The organism is Neisseria sp. P0001.S007 (assembly GCF_051963655.1).
GTDB classification, from domain to species: domain Bacteria; phylum Pseudomonadota; class Gammaproteobacteria; order Burkholderiales; family Neisseriaceae; genus Neisseria; species Neisseria subflava_A.
In genome coordinates this window covers 315,205-332,318 of record NZ_JBQCUB010000002.1, presented here as the reverse complement: position 1 = coordinate 332,318, position 17,114 = coordinate 315,205, and the positions used below count along the sequence as shown (strand labels likewise).

Annotated in this window: 20 protein-coding genes and 1 tRNA gene; 17 read left to right on the top strand and 4 right to left on the bottom strand. The window is 46.3% G+C overall.

The features are described from left to right. Positions 1-4 precede the first annotated feature (4 nt). The 3 genes from rpsR to mltB all read left to right on the top strand — a co-directional run bounded on the left by rpsR (position 5) and on the right by mltB (position 1,993). Positions 5-235: a 30S ribosomal protein S18 gene (gene rpsR, locus ACTHRE_RS03935; RefSeq protein WP_003678863.1), complete on the top strand. Its 231-nt coding sequence runs from the start codon at positions 5-7 to the stop codon at positions 233-235. A gap of 16 nt (positions 236-251) precedes the next feature. Then, positions 252-704 carry a 50S ribosomal protein L9 gene (gene rplI / locus ACTHRE_RS03930; protein WP_003678862.1) on the top strand — a complete coding sequence of 151 codons (453 nt, stop codon included), beginning with the start codon at positions 252-254 and terminating at the stop codon, positions 702-704. Positions 705-913: 209 nt separating this feature from the next. Then, a complete protein-coding gene (mltB, locus tag ACTHRE_RS03925; RefSeq protein ID WP_377072075.1) occupies positions 914-1,993 on the top strand; it encodes a lytic murein transglycosylase B in 1,080 nt (359 codons plus the stop codon). Positions 1,994-2,050: 57 nt separating this feature from the next. Here the strand turns inward: mltB and ACTHRE_RS03920 are convergent, their stop codons facing one another. Beyond that, a complete protein-coding gene (locus tag ACTHRE_RS03920; RefSeq protein WP_377072077.1) occupies positions 2,051-2,764 on the bottom strand; it encodes an aldose epimerase family protein in 714 nt (237 codons plus the stop codon). A gap of 198 nt (positions 2,765-2,962) precedes the next feature. On the opposite strand from ACTHRE_RS03920, the gene dnaX reads away from it, so the two are divergent. The 3 genes from dnaX to ACTHRE_RS03905 all read left to right on the top strand — a co-directional run bounded on the left by dnaX (position 2,963) and on the right by ACTHRE_RS03905 (position 6,248). Next, positions 2,963-4,963, top strand: a complete 2,001-nt coding sequence (dnaX, locus tag ACTHRE_RS03915; RefSeq protein ID WP_377072079.1) for a DNA polymerase III subunit gamma/tau — start codon at positions 2,963-2,965, stop codon at positions 4,961-4,963. A gap of 90 nt (positions 4,964-5,053) precedes the next feature. Then, a complete protein-coding gene (locus tag ACTHRE_RS03910) occupies positions 5,054-5,389 on the top strand; it encodes a YbaB/EbfC family nucleoid-associated protein (protein WP_377072081.1) in 336 nt (111 codons plus the stop codon). Between the two features lie 292 nt (positions 5,390-5,681). Further along, positions 5,682-6,248, top strand: coding sequence for a hypothetical protein (locus tag ACTHRE_RS03905; RefSeq protein ID WP_377072083.1), 567 nt, complete (start codon positions 5,682-5,684; stop codon positions 6,246-6,248). Between the two features lie 262 nt (positions 6,249-6,510). Here the strand turns inward: ACTHRE_RS03905 and ACTHRE_RS03900 are convergent. Both ACTHRE_RS03900 and ACTHRE_RS03895 read right to left on the bottom strand, forming a co-directional pair. Continuing rightward, a tRNA-Asn gene (locus ACTHRE_RS03900) sits at positions 6,511-6,586 on the bottom strand. 139 nt (positions 6,587-6,725) lie between these two features. Then, entirely contained in the window at positions 6,726-7,217 is a 492-nt protein-coding gene (locus tag ACTHRE_RS03895; RefSeq protein ID WP_377072085.1) for a NemA protein, read from the bottom strand. Positions 7,218-7,397: 180 nt separating this feature from the next. On the opposite strand from ACTHRE_RS03895, the gene dapF reads away from it, so the two are divergent. The 4 genes from dapF (at position 7,398) to ACTHRE_RS03875 (ending at position 10,542) form a co-directional block, all read left to right on the top strand. Beyond that, positions 7,398-8,249, top strand: a complete 852-nt coding sequence (gene dapF / locus ACTHRE_RS03890) for a diaminopimelate epimerase (protein ID WP_377072086.1) — start codon at positions 7,398-7,400, stop codon at positions 8,247-8,249. Continuing rightward, positions 8,246-8,848 (top strand): hypothetical protein, encoded by a 603-nt coding sequence (locus tag ACTHRE_RS03885; protein WP_101755263.1) that lies wholly within the window; start codon positions 8,246-8,248, stop codon positions 8,846-8,848. The genes dapF and ACTHRE_RS03885 overlap by 4 nt, the downstream gene beginning before the upstream one ends. A 106-nt stretch (positions 8,849-8,954) precedes the next feature. Beyond that, positions 8,955-9,887, top strand: a complete 933-nt coding sequence (gene cysK, locus ACTHRE_RS03880) for a cysteine synthase A (protein ID WP_100066632.1) — start codon at positions 8,955-8,957, stop codon at positions 9,885-9,887. Positions 9,888-10,041: 154 nt separating this feature from the next. Next, entirely contained in the window at positions 10,042-10,542 is a 501-nt protein-coding gene (locus ACTHRE_RS03875) for a membrane lipoprotein lipid attachment site-containing protein (RefSeq protein ID WP_371444493.1), read from the top strand. An 84-nt stretch (positions 10,543-10,626) separates the two neighbouring features. On the opposite strand, the gene ACTHRE_RS03870 is transcribed toward ACTHRE_RS03875, so the two are convergent. Continuing rightward, entirely contained in the window at positions 10,627-11,010 is a 384-nt protein-coding gene (locus ACTHRE_RS03870) for a YkvA family protein (RefSeq protein ID WP_377072089.1), read from the bottom strand. A gap of 207 nt (positions 11,011-11,217) precedes the next feature. Here ACTHRE_RS03870 and ACTHRE_RS03865 point away from each other — a divergent pair, with 207 nt between their 5' ends. The 7 genes from ACTHRE_RS03865 to gltA all read left to right on the top strand — a co-directional run bounded on the left by ACTHRE_RS03865 (position 11,218) and on the right by gltA (position 17,082). Then, positions 11,218-11,490, top strand: a complete 273-nt coding sequence (locus ACTHRE_RS03865; protein WP_003686206.1) for a hypothetical protein — start codon at positions 11,218-11,220, stop codon at positions 11,488-11,490. Positions 11,491-12,116: 626 nt separating this feature from the next. After that, the gene (gene sdhC, locus ACTHRE_RS03860) at positions 12,117-12,494 is read left to right on the top strand and encodes a succinate dehydrogenase, cytochrome b556 subunit (RefSeq protein WP_004519263.1); all 378 of its coding nucleotides are present in this window, start codon (positions 12,117-12,119) and stop codon (positions 12,492-12,494) included. Then, on the top strand, positions 12,488-12,829 hold the full coding sequence (sdhD, locus tag ACTHRE_RS03855) for a succinate dehydrogenase, hydrophobic membrane anchor protein (protein WP_004519264.1): 342 nt from the start codon (positions 12,488-12,490) through the stop codon (positions 12,827-12,829). Before sdhC ends, sdhD begins: the two co-directional genes overlap by 7 nt. 2 nt (positions 12,830-12,831) lie before the next feature. Then, positions 12,832-14,595 (top strand): succinate dehydrogenase flavoprotein subunit, encoded by a 1,764-nt coding sequence (gene sdhA, locus ACTHRE_RS03850; RefSeq protein ID WP_070461322.1) that lies wholly within the window; start codon positions 12,832-12,834, stop codon positions 14,593-14,595. Between the two features lie 119 nt (positions 14,596-14,714). Next, a complete protein-coding gene (locus ACTHRE_RS03845) occupies positions 14,715-15,422 on the top strand; it encodes a succinate dehydrogenase iron-sulfur subunit (protein ID WP_002241462.1) in 708 nt (235 codons plus the stop codon). A gap of 3 nt (positions 15,423-15,425) precedes the next feature. Then, entirely contained in the window at positions 15,426-15,674 is a 249-nt protein-coding gene (locus tag ACTHRE_RS03840) for an FAD assembly factor SdhE (protein WP_003678830.1), read from the top strand. Positions 15,675-15,798: 124 nt separating this feature from the next. Further along, positions 15,799-17,082, top strand: a complete 1,284-nt coding sequence (gltA, locus tag ACTHRE_RS03835; RefSeq protein ID WP_070645446.1) for a citrate synthase — start codon at positions 15,799-15,801, stop codon at positions 17,080-17,082. The last annotated feature ends 32 nt before the right edge of the window (positions 17,083-17,114 follow it).

The following is a 17,114-nucleotide window of genomic DNA, read 5'->3' as shown; positions in this document are numbered from 1 at the left end:
GACAATGGCTCGTCAATCATTCAAACGTAGAAAATTCTGCCGCTTTACGGCTGAAAAAATCCAAGAAGTTGATTACAAACAAGTTGATTTGTTGAAAGACTTCATCTCTGAAAACGGCAAAATCATCCCTGCCCGCATTACTGGTACTAAAGCACACTACCAACGTCAGTTGGCTACTGCTGTGAAACGTGCCCGTTTCCTGGCTCTGTTGCCTTACACCGATCAACACAAATAATTTTGGAGTTTAAATCATGCAAATTATTCTGTTAGAAAAAATCGGCGGTCTGGGTAACTTGGGTGACATCGTTACCGTTAAAAACGGTTACGCACGCAACTTCCTGATCCCTGCCGGTAAAGCAAAACGTGCAACCGAAGCCAACATGAAAGAATTCGAAGCACGCCGCGCTGAATTGGAAGCCAAACAAGCTGAAATCTTGGCTGATGCTAAAGCACGTCAAGAAAAACTGGAAGGCCAAACCATTACTGTTGCTCAAAAAGCCGGTGTTGATGGTCGTCTGTTCGGTTCTGTTACCAATGCTGACATCGCTGAAGCGATTGTTGCTGCCGGTATCCAAGCTGCTAAAGCAAACGTACGTCTGCCTAATGGCCCATTGAAAGCTGTTGGCGAATACGAAGTTGAAGTGGCTCTGCACACCGACGCTGTTGCTAAAATTACCGTTGCTGTTGTTGCAGCCGCTGAGTAATTGATTCATTCAAGGCCGTCTGAAAATCAAGGGTTTCCTTGGATTTCAGACGGCCTTGTTTATGTGCTTGAGTCGAAGTAAGTAAATATCGATTTGTCTATATTTTTGAGTTTGTCTAGAAATATAGCGGTTGATATGAAGAGATGAAGTATTGGCCGAATATTCATTCGTGTTTGGGTTTGTCGTATTATTTAGTAAAGAGATTATTTATGAATAAAATCAAAATCTTTGGGATGGGTCTGGCTGCTTTGGCTCTGGCTTCATGTAGTACCCCGCAAAAGCCTGCTGTTGATACGGCAAAACCTGTCGAGCCTGTTTCCTCTGCAAAACGACCTGTATTTGATGCTGCGGCTGAATCTGTTGCCAGCAGCGGTTTTAATGAGAACGTCAATGTTCAGCAGTTTATCCAATATGAAGTGAAAAACCGTCGTTTCAGTGCGGAAGAATTGCGTAACTTCTTTAATGGTGTGGTGTATAAAGGCAACATTATTACTATTATGTACCGCCCAAGCACTTCGCGTCCTTGGTATGAATTCCGCACCGGTAACTCTGGTGCAGCCAAATTTAACGGCGGCAGACAATTCTATGCGGCAAACCGTGCCGTAATTGATGATGTGGCACGCAAATACGGCGTACCTGCCGAATTGATTGTGGCAATTCTCGGTATTGAAACCAATTATGGCAAAAATACAGGCAGCTTCCGCGTTGCCGATGCCTTGAGTACATTGGCCTTTGATTATCCACGCCGTGCCGAGTTCTTCCAAAATGAATTGAGCGAACTTTTGCTGATGGCAAAAGAAGAAAAAGAAAATATCTTTGACTTCAAAGGCAGCTATGCCGGCGCGATGGGCATGCCGCAATTTATGCCTTCAAGCTACCGTAAATGGGCGGTGGACTATGATGGTGATGGTCATCGCGATATTTGGAATAATGTCGGCGATGTGGCGGCTTCTGTCGCCAATTATATGAAGCAGCATGGCTGGCAGACCGGCGGTAAGATGGTTGTGCCGGTCAGTCTGACGATTACGCCGCACTTGCAGGCGATTATCGATGAGAAAACTGCCTTGACGCGCACTGTCGCAGATTTCAAAGCTTTGGGTGTCGTGCCTCAAGCTGCTGTTGTGGATAATGAAAAGGCTGTATTGTATGCTTTGGAAACCAGCCCGGGCGTATTTGAATACTATTTGGGCCTGAATAACTTCTACACAGTATGGCAATACAACCACAGCCGCATGTATGTAACAGCGGTACGCGATATTGCGAATGCAATCAATAACAATGGCCTGTGAGCCATAAGAAAACCACCCTTCGGGGTGGTTTTTAAATATTGAGGATTTGTAAGGGGGTTAAGCCATCAGTCTGATTTTCATGGCGTAACGTTTTTTACTGTGCCCTGAAACAAATTGTCCGCCTCGGGCAGGGGATAAAAACGCATTGCCTTCTGCGGTTGGTTCTGCACAAGTATATTGGCCGTTTCGATCGCTCCAAAGAGCATACACAGGCAGATTGTGGGTACGGATATCCAGTTTCAAGCCGTCAAATGCAACGTGTGCATCCTGGTCGGAGGAAACAAATTCGGTATGGGAGATATAGTCGGCATCGTATGGCGCGCCGTTGAAATCAAATTGTGTGCCAGCAGCGGTAAAGTAGGGGTGAAATCCCGGAGACGTGCGGACGGGCGATTCGCCGTAATTGCAGACGGTCAGGATGGCGATGGCTTCATTTTCGTTAGGCAGGCTGTAATCGAGCAACCATTCGACGTGTTCATAGCCTTTTTCTGCGCTGATTAATTTCAAGCCGATATCTGATTCATTTTGATGACGGATTTCCCAGTCTGAAGTTCTGCCGAAACCATGTTGGGCCAGATGATTTTTACTGTCTGGTCCGAATTGGGGTAAGCAAACGTGCATACCGCCGCGTAATTTTGTGTCATCGCCCACTTGAACGCTGGTTTTCGGAAATAAGACTTCCCGTCCTTTTAGAATCAGGGAGTCAATATATCCGCCTATTGTATTGACTTGCATAGTGGCTGATTTGTTGTGTAGTATGATTTCAGTCATAATGATTTGAGTTTCAAATTGTTTATCATTTATGTAGCATTCTAACATTGCAATAACATGCTGTCGCCGTAGCCTTGATAGAAAATCCTTAATAAAAATCAAAAAAATGCTAGAATATATGCCATTTTCTGAGGCCGTCTGAAAAGCGGATAATTCTTTTCAGACGGCCTTCCGATTTATTTCCCGTAGAGAAACAACATGGCTTATCAAGTTCTTGCACGAAAATGGCGTCCGAAAACCTTTGCCGATTTGGTCGGTCAGGAACACGTCGTCAAAGCTCTGCGCAACGCGCTCGACGAAGGCCGTCTGCACCATGCCTATCTGCTGACAGGGACGCGCGGTGTGGGCAAGACCACGATTGCCAGGATTTTGGCCAAGAGCTTGAACTGTGAAAATGCCGTGCATGGTGAGCCGTGCGGTCAGTGTGAAAGCTGTACGCAAATCGACAGCGGCCGTTATGTGGATTTATTGGAAATTGACGCGGCATCTAATACCGGTATCGACAATATCCGCGAAGTATTGGAAAACGCACAATACGCGCCGACTGCGGGTAAATACAAAGTCTATATCATCGACGAAGTGCATATGCTTTCCAAAAGCGCGTTCAATGCCATGCTGAAGACTTTGGAAGAGCCGCCTGAGCACGTTAAATTTATTTTGGCGACCACCGATCCGCACAAAGTCCCCATTACCGTATTGAGCCGCTGTCTGCAGTTTGTGTTGCGCAACATGACAACCCAGCAGGTTGCGGAGCATTTGGCGCATGTCTTGGATCGTGAAAACGTTCCTTATCAGCCACAGGCTTTGCAACTTTTAGGCCGTGCCGCCGCCGGCTCGATGCGCGATGCGTTGAGTCTTTTGGATCAGGCGATTGCCATGGGTTCGGGTAAAGTTGCCGAACAAGATGTCCGCCAGATGATCGGAGCAGTCGATAAACAATATTTGTTTGAATTGCTTGAAGGAATCATCAATCAAAACGGTGAGGCCTTGCTGGAAAAAGCTCAGGAAATGTCCGCCAGAGCGATTGGTTTTGACAGCGCATTGGCAGAATTGGCCATGTTGTTGCAACGTTTGGCTTTAATTCAAACCATTCCTTCCGCCTTGGCAAATGATGACCCTGAACGTGAAACTTTGCTGCGATTAAGTCAGGCTTTGAGTGGAGAGCAGATTCAGCTTTATTATCAATGTGCTATTCATGGCAAACAGGATTTGCCGCTGGCTCCGGACGAGTATGCCGGTTTTGTCATGACGCTTTTGCGCATGCTTGCATTTGCGCCGTTGGCCGCTTCGGGTTGTGATACGCAAAGTCAGATTGAACACACGGATTTGCATTCCGATCATCAGAAAGCTGAGGCCGAAAAAAAGCCTTTTCAGCTGCCGAAATCTGAGCCGATAGCAGCACCGGCGGTTGAGAAAGAGGCTGTTCCGACTAAACGGGATATCGTTGAAAGGCCGTCTGAAGAAACTATTCAGTCTGCTCAACAACAGGCGGATGTACCGCCTTGGGAGGAAATGCCGAGCCAAGTATCAGACGAAACGCCTCAAACACAAACGGCGCAGATACAAGAAACTGCGGAGACATTGCCTGTTGCAAAAGTTCAGACGGCCTCTGAGCCGGAAGAATATCCGCACATGGATGAGGAAATTCCACCTCCGTATTTTGATGAAGCATATACATATGAAGATTCACACCGTGCTGATGTGATGGAAGTACCGCAGCCGGTTGCGTCTGCTGAGCCTGAAGAAGAGGAAGGTGATGAAGAAGAGCTTCAGTTCGCTCCTTTGCCTGAGTTTAAAACAGAGAATTGGCACAGCATTATCGAACGCTTTGCCCGTAAATTAGGCGCGGCGCAGATGTTGGCGCAAAATGCGGCATGGACGAGTTATGATGCGGAAGCAGGTTTAATCATGCTGTCGTTGACGGATGAGGCCAAAGCTACTGCCAATAAAGAGCGCTTGGACAAAATCTGCCAGACGTTGAGCGAGGCCTACCATCTTGGCAATTTAAGGCTGCAAACCGAGCCTTGGCAGGATGATAAAGGCTGGGAAACGCCGGTGATGCGCCGCAAACGTATTCAAGAAGAAGGACGGCAGCAGGCGCAAGATTTGCTGGAAGCGGATACAACGGCGCAGAAAATCTTGCAAACCTTTGAAGCGCAATGGCTGCCGGATTCTTTAGAGTTGGCAGGACATTCTTAAAATACTGATATACAAGGCCGTCTGAAAGGCAATAGCGTTTTTCAGACGGCATGAGTGAAACCCATTTATTCAAACCCATAGGAGTAAAACATGTTCGGAAAAGCCGGATTAGGCGGCCTGATGAAACAGGCTCAACAAATGCAGGAAAATATGAAAAAGGCACAAGCCAAGCTGGCTGAAACCGAAGTTGAAGGCGAAGCAGGCAATGGTTTGGTGAAAGTTGTGATGACGTGCTCGCACGTTGTCCGCAAACTTGAAATCAGCCCTGTTTTGATTCAAGAAGCCGCTGACGACAAAGAAATGCTGGAAGATTTGGTATTGGCCGCCATCAATGCCGCTTCTGAAAAAGCCGAAGAAACCACCAACAAAACCATGGGTGCATTCACCCAAGGCCTGCCAGCAGGCATGGGCGACTTCTTCCGCTAAACCCGCGCCGCAAAGCAAACAAAGGTCGTCTGAAATACTAAAAATCAGTTTCAGACGGCCTTCGTATTATCTGTTTTGCAGATTGAAATCAACATATCGGCAGTTATTCCGCCGCAGGCATATTGAGTGTTTATTGCATTCAAACCCGCTCAATCAATATTATAGTGGATTAACTTTAAACCAGTACGGCGTTGCCTCGCCTTGCCGTACTATCTGTACTATCTGCGGCTTCGTCGCCTTGTCCTGATTTAAATTTAATCCACTATAAAAACCAACCGATACACCAAACAAAATGAAATCGTCCCTTCCCATCCGCTCACTTCTTTTAAGCTGTATGCTCGCCGCAGCAATTGCAAACAGCTTTGCCGCCGAAACCGTCATTACTTCTCCGGATAAACAGTTCAGCGTCAAAAAAGTCTGCAACCATAAAACCCAAGAATGCTCTTTCTTTGCAGGTAAAAAAGCCATCGAAAAAAATCTTCCTGAAGACAGGACTGGCTATGAATGGCTTGGCAATACCTTCGCATTAAGAACCAGCTTCGGGTCGTATGATTCCTATACCACCTTCGCCGACCGTACCCACAAGCCCTATACGCTTTCCTCCGTCATCGCCACCGACAGCAAAACGCAATGCGCCGTAGCCGCAGATAATAAAGGTGTGTCTTTCTACTCGCTGTTCCGCGACAAACCCGTCAAATTCATTGCTGCAAACGACAAAAAATTTGGCTTCCCCCAAGATGTTGTCACGCTGGAATCTGTCGTTGAGGCAGAGTTCAAAGGCAAGAAAGTCCACATGACGTATATGAACAAAGCCGAACGCAATGTCTCAGTCGTTTTAGACAATCCTTGTGTGAAATAATGTGCCAAATTTGATGGATAAGGCCGTCTGAAAAGATGCCGTTTATTCAAAAAACGAAATGGCCCGAAACCTGACTGAAAAAAGGTTTCGGGCTGTTTGCACCTGTTCGCCAGACGAAGCGGGTAGGGCGCAAGGCGTGCCAGTTTGGCGGATAGAGACCTTTGCAAAGGTCTCATGAGGATTCATGGGCTTTCTTTGGGAAAGAACAAGCGTTCCTTATTGATGTAAAAAAGCCTGAACAGAAGTTCAGGCTTTTTAAATTTGGCTCCCCGACCTGGGCTCGAACCAGGGACCTGCGGATTAACAGTCCGTCGCTCTACCGACTGAGCTATCGGGGAATGGGGCGTATTATAATGGCTGGAAAAAATGTGTCAATCAATATTTTTAAGAAAATGGTGCAAAATATTTCAAATGTTTGAATGTTAAAAATATTTTGTAATCAAGTTTCACATGCTCCCCAGCCGTTTCAGACGGCCTTTAGTATTTGGAGTTAACCAATTTGCCGTTTTGGAATACTTGTTGCTGCATCACCGTGCCGTTGTAGGCGTAAGTGGTTAACGAGCCATTGCTTGGCGTGGCGCGGAACTGCATCAGTTGGTTACGGCTGAGGATGTAAGGGTCCGTGCGTTTTTGGCTGTTGTCGCTGTAAAAGTCTTGGACGACATATTCGTTGTTGCGTTTGCTGATCAGTTGGCGATGGAAGCCGCCTTTGACTGCGCTGTTGCTGGGTGTGCCGTGTGCATCAAAATAGGTCACGATTTGTTCTTCTGAGATACGGATGCCGTCTGAATCCGTGCCTTTGGTGGTTTTGGTTTTATCCAAGCCGACAGGGATGTTGATGGATGTACCCAGGCCGACATGGCGGCCGATGCTGGTGCCGACGCCTAAGCCGACGGAAACGCCGGGCGTGCCGACTGTACATGCGCTGAGTGAAGCGGCCAAAAGGGCTGGTAAGAGAACTTTTTTCATAATGTGTATCCTTGTAATAAGAAATGTTTGTAATGTGGGAAGTATAGTATTTTTGCGGGGTGGCTGGTGTTAGTATTGGTAAAAGGGCGCAAGGCCGTCTGAAAAACAAGATAGAAACGAATATATCATTCTGGTGTAGAATGTGCCGAAATAATGATTTAATAAGAATGTGAATGAATAATGAAAACTTTGAAATTTACGAAGATGCACGGCTTGGGCAATGATTTTATGGTGGTCAATGCCATCGAACAGGACTTTGATCCGTTGGCTGCACCGCTTGCTCAATGGGCAGACCGCTATCGCGGCGTGGGTTTTGATCAGTTTTTGGTAGTGGAGAAGCCTTCTTCTGATGCGGTCGATTTTCGGTACCGCATTTTCAATGCCGATGGTCGGGAAGTAGAGCAGTGCGGCAATGGCGCGCGTTGTTTTGCGCGTTTTGTCGCAGATAAGGGTTTGACGGATAAAACGGAAATCTTGGTCGAAACGGCCAAAGGGATTATTGTGCCGAAGCTGTTGGATAACGGTTTGGTTACCGTCAATATGGGTAAACCACGTTTCATGCCGTCTGAAATTCCGTTTGTGCCTGCGCATGGTGAAACGGAAGATGCGTTGACACATATTGTCTTAGTCGGTTTGGAGTCTGTACCGGTAAGCTGTGTGAATATGGGTAATCCGCATGCGGTAATTTTGGTTGATAATGTTGAAACCGCACCGGTGGAGCATTGGGGCGGCGCTATTGAATCGCACGAGCAGTTTCCTGAACGGGTCAATGTCGGCTTTTTGCAGGTTGAAGATGAGTTGTCAGTCCGCCTGCGCGTGTTTGAACGCGGGGTGGGGGAAACTCAGGCTTGCGGCACTGGAGCGTGTGCGGCCGTGGTGGCAGGCGTGCGCAATGGCTTGCTGAAAGCGGGTGCGCCTGTGCGTGTTACTCTGCCTGGGGGCGAACTGTTTATCAGTTGGGAAGAAGGCGGCGATGTGCAAATGACCGGCCCTGCTGAAACCGTTTTTGAAGGCGAGTTGCAGTATTCATGATGGTTTCTTTGGATTTTTGGTTTGCCGTCGCGTATGCTGCGGTATCGTTGGCATTTATTTTTCGCGCACAGCGGTTTCAATGGCTTTGGGCTACGGTGTTGTTGTGGCTGGGGATTTCGGCACTGGGCGCACGCTTGTTGCCTGGAATGTGGGGCTTTACGCATACAGGCCCTTTGTTCATCCCTCATTTTTATCTGACAATCGCCAGTATTTTCTTCTTTATCGATGACTGCAGTAAAACGGAAGACAAAAAGTTTTGGTCGGCAGGCGAATATGCCGGTTTGACCTTATTTGCGGTTTCCAATGTCGTCATGACTTTGGCTTTTGTTTTCTTGGCAGGCGTGGTTTATTTCATCTTGCCGCTGGCAGGCTCGGTTTTTGCATGGGCGGCCTTGCTGAAAATTTATGCTTTGAAACCCATTTATTGGTTTGCATTGCAGGGCGTGTTGATGCTGGTGTTTTATCTGCACCGTGTGGTTGTTTGCAAGCAGCCTGCCTCTCTTTTCAGTATGCGGCAGATGTGGGCAGGCTGGATGGTTGCCGTCGTGATGCAGGCTGTGGTTGCTGTTGCATTGATTTTTGAGCGAAGTGGATATTGACCGCGCTTGAACCAAAAGTTATAAAGAAAGAAATTTTCGATATTGGTTTTTCAGACGGCCTGAGTTTAATATGCAGGCTGTATTACATCTAAATCAGGAGCAGGAAATGAAAATTGCAAATAATATTACCGAGCTGATCGGCAACACACCTCTGGTGAAACTGAACCGCCTGACCGAAGGTTTAAAAGCACAAATCGCCGTTAAACTTGAATTTTTCAATCCGGGCAGCAGCGTAAAAGACCGTATTGCCGAAGCCATGATTGAAGCGGCCGAGCAAGCCGGTAAAATCAATAAAGATACCGTTATCGTCGAGGCAACCAGTGGCAATACCGGTATCGGTTTGGCCATGGTGTGCGCGGCCCGCGGTTATAAATTGGCCATCACTATGCCTGAAAGCATGAGTAAAGAACGCAAAATGCTGCTGCGTGCGTTTGGTGCAGAATTGATTTTGACTCCTGCTGCCGAAGGCATGGCAGGCGCTATTGCCAAAGCCCAATCTTTAGTGGACGAACATCCGGGCACTTATTTCATGCCGCGCCAATTTGATAACGAGGCCAATCCTGAAGTTCACCGCAAAACCACTGCCGAAGAGATTTGGCGCGATACAGACGGTAAAGTAGATATTTTCGTGGCCGGTGTGGGTACTGGCGGCACGATTACCGGCGTGGGCGAAGTGTTGAAAAAATACAAACCCGAAGTTCAAATCGTGGCTGTCGAGCCTGAAGCTTCTCCGGTATTGAGTGGTGGCGAAAAAGGCCCACATCCGATTCAAGGTTTGGGCGCAGGCTTTATCCCCAGCGTTTTGAATACGACTGTTTACGACAGCATTGTCAAAGTACCTAACGAAGCAGCGTTTGAAACTGCACGCGCTATGGCTGAAAAAGAAGGCATTTTGGTAGGTATTTCTTCAGGTGCCGCAGTATGGAGCGCATTGCAACTGGCCAAAAAACCTGAAAACGAAGGTAAGCTGATCGTTGTCTTGTTGCCATCATATGGCGAACGCTATCTTTCTACGCCTCTCTTTGCCGATTTGGCATAATATAGGATTGTTGTTAAAAGGCCGTTTTCAGACGGCCTTTTTTGCGTATGGGCTTGAGATATCGTATGAAATCTGTTGTAATTCAGTTAATGAGCTTTGAATACCGTTATTCAAAAGTTGGTTTCTTCAACGAATCATGCTTATAATGCGCATTATGAAAAAATACATTCTTCCTATCCTTGCCGTAGCGGCACTTGCCGGTTGTGAATCGATTTATGTTCCGACTTTGAAAGAAGTGCCAGTTCGACCAACCAACGTCAAAAAACCTAAGGCTGATTCACAAGTTTCAGCTACCGGTTATCATTTGGCTCCTTCGCATTGGGCAGATGTTTCCAAGATTCATGATGAAGCACGTCGCTTGAGTACCCAAGTGAGCCAAGGTAGTCTGACCAAAGTTCAGGCTGCCCAATATTTGAACCGCTTCCGTATCCAACAAGTGGGACGCAACTCCGTCGATGACAGTATGTACGAAGTTTATCTGCGTTCTGCCGTTGACAGCCAGCGTGGTGAGATTACTACCGAACAATCCAAACAGTACATCCAAGGTGCTTTGCGCGGTTGGCAACAACGTTGGAAAAACATGGATACCAAGCCAAGCAATCCTGCGTTTACCAACTTTCTGATGGAAGTTATGGGCATGCAACCTTTGAAATAAAAAAGTCATAAACTGAGAAGGCCGTCTGAATATTCAGACGGCCTTCTTCTCATATTTATATATGTGTAGTCGAATTGTATCCAATTAAGAACCAAACAGCTTGTCAGCCGCTTGACGGGCTTTTTCTTGAATATCTTCGGTCAGATAGTTTTTCATCTGAGAATAAACCAATGCAATGACGGCAATGTCGTCACTGAAACCAAATGGAATCAGCAGGTCGGGAATGCTGTCAATGGGGCTGAGAAAATAAACCAGTGCACCGACAATAATCATTTTGGCCCGTTTGGGCGTGTGTTCGGATTCCCAAAGGTAATAAAGTGCATAAAACTGTCGGACGACAGGTTTGCCCAGGCGGCCGGCAAAGCGTCCGAGTTTTTTCATAAAACCGGATGTGTCCAAGTTTCGACGGCGGAAGGAGGGGATATAGTCTTCCGGATCGGGTGTGTTTTGATGAGGGGAGTGTGTCATAATGCAGCTTCCTTATAAGGTATGGAAACATTGTTGGTGTTGTGCTGTATTTTAGTCCATCTAGAGATGGATGAAATGTCTTTGAATGTATAACTATGTAAGAGTAGTGATAATAATGCAATGGTAATAAGTTAAGAATGGCTTATGCCGCAGCAATCAAATCACTACTGCTTACCCACAAAAATAAATCGATTATATGGAGTAATCATGAATAAGAGAATAAAAATATGTCCCGCTTGTCAACAAGGCTATCTCTACCATTCAAAACCTAAATATCTTCATGATGAAATTATTCTGTGTGATGAATGCGATGCAGTATGGCTCAAAGGAGTGAATATATTTTATGGAGAATATGAAAAAGATTTTTATTCTTATGTTCCTTTCATGGAATCCCAAGGTATAACGGATGAATGTATCTGGGAAGGAGAGCTGTTCGATCATCCATATTATGAAGATGAAAACTCAAATGATATGGATTGATAGAAACTTTATATAGTGGATTAAATTTAAATCAGGACAAGGCGACGAAGCCGCAGACAGTACAGATAGTACGGAACCGATTCACTTGGTGCTTCAGAACCTTAGAAAATCGTTCTCTTTGAGCTAAGGCGAGGCAACGCCGTACTGGTTTAAAGTTAATCCACTATATCTTTTCAGACGGCCTTGTCCATCAAATTTGGCACATTATTTCACACACGGATTGTCTAAAACAACCGAGACATTGCGTTCGGCTTTGTTCATATATGTCATGTGGACTTTCTTGCCTTTGAACTCTGCTTCAACGACAGATTCCTTTGTAAAGATTAGGTATCAAGAGTGAGAATTTATCTCACAATAGATACAATTCTCAAATAATAATGATGTTATCGTAAGTGCTTTGATGGGGAGATGGCTTAATTGCAGGAAAGTAACAAAAAAGGCTAGCCACGCAAAAAAAAATCTAAGAATGATTGTTTGATTTTATTAGTCTTTTGGTAAAAATCATTAGAGCATTCATAAATTGCACTGTTCAAAATGAGATAAAACAGGTAAATTATGGTTTATGTAGCTTATTGTAGTGCTGAGCTATAGGTTTTGAGCTGATAATAAATCTAGAGGAACTGACCATGTCCGCCAAATCACGCCCGGTATTTTTGGAAATTCCGAATATCCGATTGCCCATACCGGGGATTGTATCTATTCTTCACCGTATCAGCGGCGTCGGCTTGTTTGTGATGCTGCCTGTTCTCTTGTATTTCTTCTCTGGAACGCTGGATCGCGAAGCGTCGTTTGAAGCATATCGTTCTGCTATCTCCAATCCGTTTGTGAAGCTGATCCTTATCGGTCTGTTGTGGGCATATCTGCACCACTTTTTTGCCGGTATCCGCTTTCTGTTTTTGGATGTGCATAAAGGCCTGGAATTAAATACTGCCCGTACTACTGCTAAAGTTGTATTTGCTTCTGCTTTGATTCTGACCGTCGTTTTGGGAGCTTTGTTATGGTAGAACGTAAATTGACAGGTGCGCATTACGGTTTGCGCGATTGGGCAATGCAACGTGCAACTGCGGTCATCATGCTGGTGTACACCGTGGTTCTTTTGGTTGTTTTGTTTACGTTGCCTAAAGAATATTCGGCATGGCAGGCATTTTTTGATCAAACTTGGGTAAAAGTATTTACCCAAGTGAGCTTCTTGGCCGTATTCCTGCATGCATGGGTAGGTATCCGCGATTTGTGGATGGACTACATTAAGCCTTTCGGCGTGCGTTTGTTTTTACAAGTTGCCACCATCGTTTGGTTGGTAGGCTGCTTGGTGTATTCAGTTAAAGTAATTTGGGGGTAAATATGGGTTTTCCTGTTCGCAAGTTTGATGCCGTGATTGTTGGCGGTGGTGGTGCAGGTTTACGCGCAGCCCTCCAATTGTCTAAATCCGGCCTGAATTGTGCTGTTTTGTCTAAAGTCTTCCCAACCCGTTCTCATACTGTAGCGGCTCAGGGCGGTATTTCTGCTTCATTGGGTAATGTGCAGGAAGACCGTTGGGATTGGCATATGTACGATACCGTGAAAGGTTCTGACTGGTTGGGCGACCAAGATGCGATTGAGTTTATGTGTCGCGCCGCGCCTGAAGCCGTAATTGAGTTGGAACACATGGGTATGCCTTTTGACCGTGTGGAAAGTGGCAAAATCTACCAACGTCCTTTCGGTGGTCATACTGCAGAACACGGTAAACGCGCGGTAGAACGTGCATGTGCTGTTGCTGACCGTACCGGTCATGCGATGTTGCATACTTTGTACCAACAAAACGTCCGTGCCAATACACAATTCTTTGTGGAATGGACAGCGCAAGATTTGATTCGTGATGAAAACGGCGACGTAGTCGGTGTAACCGCCATGGAAATGGAAACCGGCGAAGTTTATATTTTCCACGCTAAAGCTGTGATGTTTGCTACCGGTGGTGGCGGTCGTATTTATGCTTCTTCTACCAATGCTTATATGAATACCGGTGACGGTTTGGGTATTTGTGCCCGTGCAGGTATTCCGTTGGAAGACATGGAATTCTGGCAATTCCACCCGACCGGTGTAGCCGGTGCCGGTGTATTGATTACCGAGGGTGTGCGCGGTGAGGGCGGTATTCTGTTGAATGCCGACGGCGAACGCTTTATGGAACGTTATGCTCCAACCGTAAAAGACTTGGCTTCCCGTGACGTGGTTTCCCGTGCGATGGCGATGGAAATTTACGAAGGTCGCGGCTGCGGTAAAAACAAAGACCACGTATTGCTGAAAATCGACCATATCGGCGCAGAAAAAATTATGGAAAAACTGCCGGGCATCCGCGAGATTTCCATTCAGTTTGCCGGTATTGACCCGATTAAAGACCCGATTCCTGTTGTGCCGACTACCCACTATATGATGGGCGGTATTCCGACCAACTATCATGGCGAAGTTGTTGTTCCGCAAGGTGAAGATTACGAAGTGCCTGTAAAAGGTCTGTATGCGGCAGGTGAGTGCGCATGTGCTTCCGTACACGGTGCGAACCGCTTGGGTACCAACTCCCTGTTGGACTTGGTGGTATTCGGTAAAGCTGCCGGCGACAGCATGATTAAATTCATCAAAGAGCAAAGCGACTGGAAACCTCTGCCTGCTAATGCCGGTGAATTGACCCGCCAACGTATCGAGCGTTTGGATAATCAAACTGGCGGCGAAAACGTTGATGCATTGCGTCGCGAACTGCAACGCTCCGTACAACTGCACGCCGGTGTGTTCCGTACCGATGAGATTCTGAGCAAAGGCGTTCGAGAAATCATGGAGATTGCCGAGCGCGTGAAACGTACTGAAATCAAAGACAAGAGCAAAGTGTGGAATACCGCGCGTATCGAAGCTTTGGAATTGGATAATTTGATTGAAGTAGCGAAAGCGACTTTGGTGTCCGCCGAAGCGCGTAAAGAATCGCGTGGCGCACACGCTTCAGACGACCATCCTGAGCGCGATGACGAAAACTGGATGAAACATACCCTGTATCATTCAGATACCAATACTTTGTCTTACAAACCGGTACATACCAAGCCTTTGAGCGTGGAATACATCAAACCGGCCAAACGCGTTTATTGATGAGTTTTCAGACGGCCTTTATCTTAAAGGCCGTCTGAAACCTAACTATACCCACATTGAACTGCTTGAATTCATAATACAAAATCATTGGGCAGTTTATGAGAAAAGGAACACTTCTCATGGAAAAAATGAGTTTTGAAATTTACCGTTACAACCCGGATGTTGATGCCAAACCTTATATGCAACGTTACGAGTTGGAATTGGAACCAACGGACGTTAAACTTTTGGACGCTTTGGTGCGTCTGAAAGCACAAGACGATACATTGTCTTTCCGCCGTTCTTGCCGCGAAGGTATTTGCGGTTCTGACGGTATGAACATCAACGGCAAAAACGGCTTGGCATGTCTGACCGATCTGCGTGGTTTGAAACAGCCGGTTAAAATCCGCCCTCTGCCAGGTCTGCCTGTTATCCGCGACCTGATTGTGGATATGACCCAATTCTTCAAACAATATCACTCCATCAAACCTTACGTTGTCAACGATAACCCTATCGATGCGGACAAAGAGCGTCTGCAAACTCAGGAAGAGCGTAAAGAGTTGGACGGTTTGTACGAATGTATTTTGTGTGCTTGCTGCTCGACTGCCTGCCCGTCATTCTGGTGGAACCCTGATAAATTCGTTGGTCCGTCTGGTTTGCTGAATGCTTACCGTTTCATTGCGGATAGCCGTGATACCATTACTAACGAGCGTTTGGATAATCTGAACGACCCATACCGTTTGTTCCGTTGCCACACCATTATGAACTGCGTAGACGTATGTCCTAAACACTTGAATCCGACCCGAGCCATCGGTAAGATTAAAGAGATTATGTTGAAACGAGCTGTTTAAGAAATGATGGTTTTTGACGATATTGCCAAACGGAAAATCCGTTTTCAAACCCGCCGGGGATTATTGGAATTAGATTTAATCTTCGGCAGGTTCATGGAAAAAGAATTCGAGCACCTGAGTGATCAGGAGTTGTCCGAATTTTCCGAAATCCTCGAATTTCAAGACCAAGAGTTGCTTGCCTTGATTAACGGACATTCGGCGACGGACAAGAAACACCTGATTCCCATGCTTGAAAAAATCAGACAGGCATGACGTGTTATAGAGCTTGTTTGCGATGCCAATCCGAACAAGCTCTTTCCATACGGAGGCCGTCTGAAAAAAAGGACCGTGCCGCTTGGGCGGCAACGAAAGCCCCAACTTACAAAGGAGTTTAAGAATGTCTAAATCAGTCAAGCTCACCACCCCAAATCAAGAGACCTTGGAACTGCCAGTATTGGAAGCAAGTATCGGCCATGATGTGGTTGATATTCGTGCTTTGACAAAAAATACAGGTCTGTTTTCCTTCGACCCCGGATTCGTGTCAACTGCAAGTTGCGAATCCAAAATCACTTATATTGATGGCGATGAAGGTCTGTTGTATTACCGTGGTTATCCTATCGAGCAGCTGGCCGAAAAATCCGATTATTTGGAAGTTTGCTATCTGTTGATTTACGGCGAACTGCCTACCCCTGAACAGAAAAAAGAATTTGATGCCACAGTCGGTCGCCATACTATGCTGCATGAGCAGCTGACTTGGTTCTTCCGCGGTTTCCGTCGCGATGCGCACCCAATGGCGATGATGGTTGGCGTGGTTGGCGCTTTGTCTGCTTTCTACCAAGACAGCTTGGATATTGCCAATCCTGAGCACCGCAAAATTGCGATTTACCGCTTAATCTCCAAAATCCCGACAATTGCAGCAATGTGTTACCGTTATTCCAACGGTCTGCCGTTCAATTATCCAAAAAATAACCTTTCCTATGCTGAAAACTTCTTGCACATGATGTTTGCGACACCATGTGAAGAATACAAACCTAATCCAGTATTGGCTCGCGCGCTCGACCGCATCTTTATTTTGCATGCCGACCACGAGCAAAACGCTTCTACTTCGACCGTACGTTTGGCCGGCTCTTCTGGTGCAAATCCATTTGCCTGTATCGCTGCCGGTATCGCCTGTCTGTGGGGTGCTTCACACGGCGGTGCAAACGAAGCTGTGTTGAAGATGCTGGACGAAATCGGCGATGTATCTAATGTTGCCGCATACATGGAAGGTGTGAAACAACGCAAATACCGTCTGATGGGCTTCGGTCACCGCGTATACCGCAATATGGATCCACGAGCCAACATCATGCGCGAAACCTGTTATGAAGTCTTGAAAGAATTGGGCTTGGAAGACAGTCCTAAATTCAAGCTGGCGATGGAATTGGAACAAATTGCACTGAAAGACCCATTCTTTGTTGAGCGCAAGCTGTATCCAAACGTCGATTTCTACTCCGGTATCGTCTTGTCCGCATTGGGCATTCCAACTGAAATGTTTACCGTTATCTTCGCATTGTCGCGCAGTGTAGGTTGGATTTCTCATTGGCATGAAATGATTAGCGATCCGGCACTGAAAATCGGTCGCCCACGTCAACTGTATACCGGTGCAGAACGTCGTGATTACGTTCCGGTAGATAAACGCTAATAGACAATACATTAATATATTGTTGAAAAGTC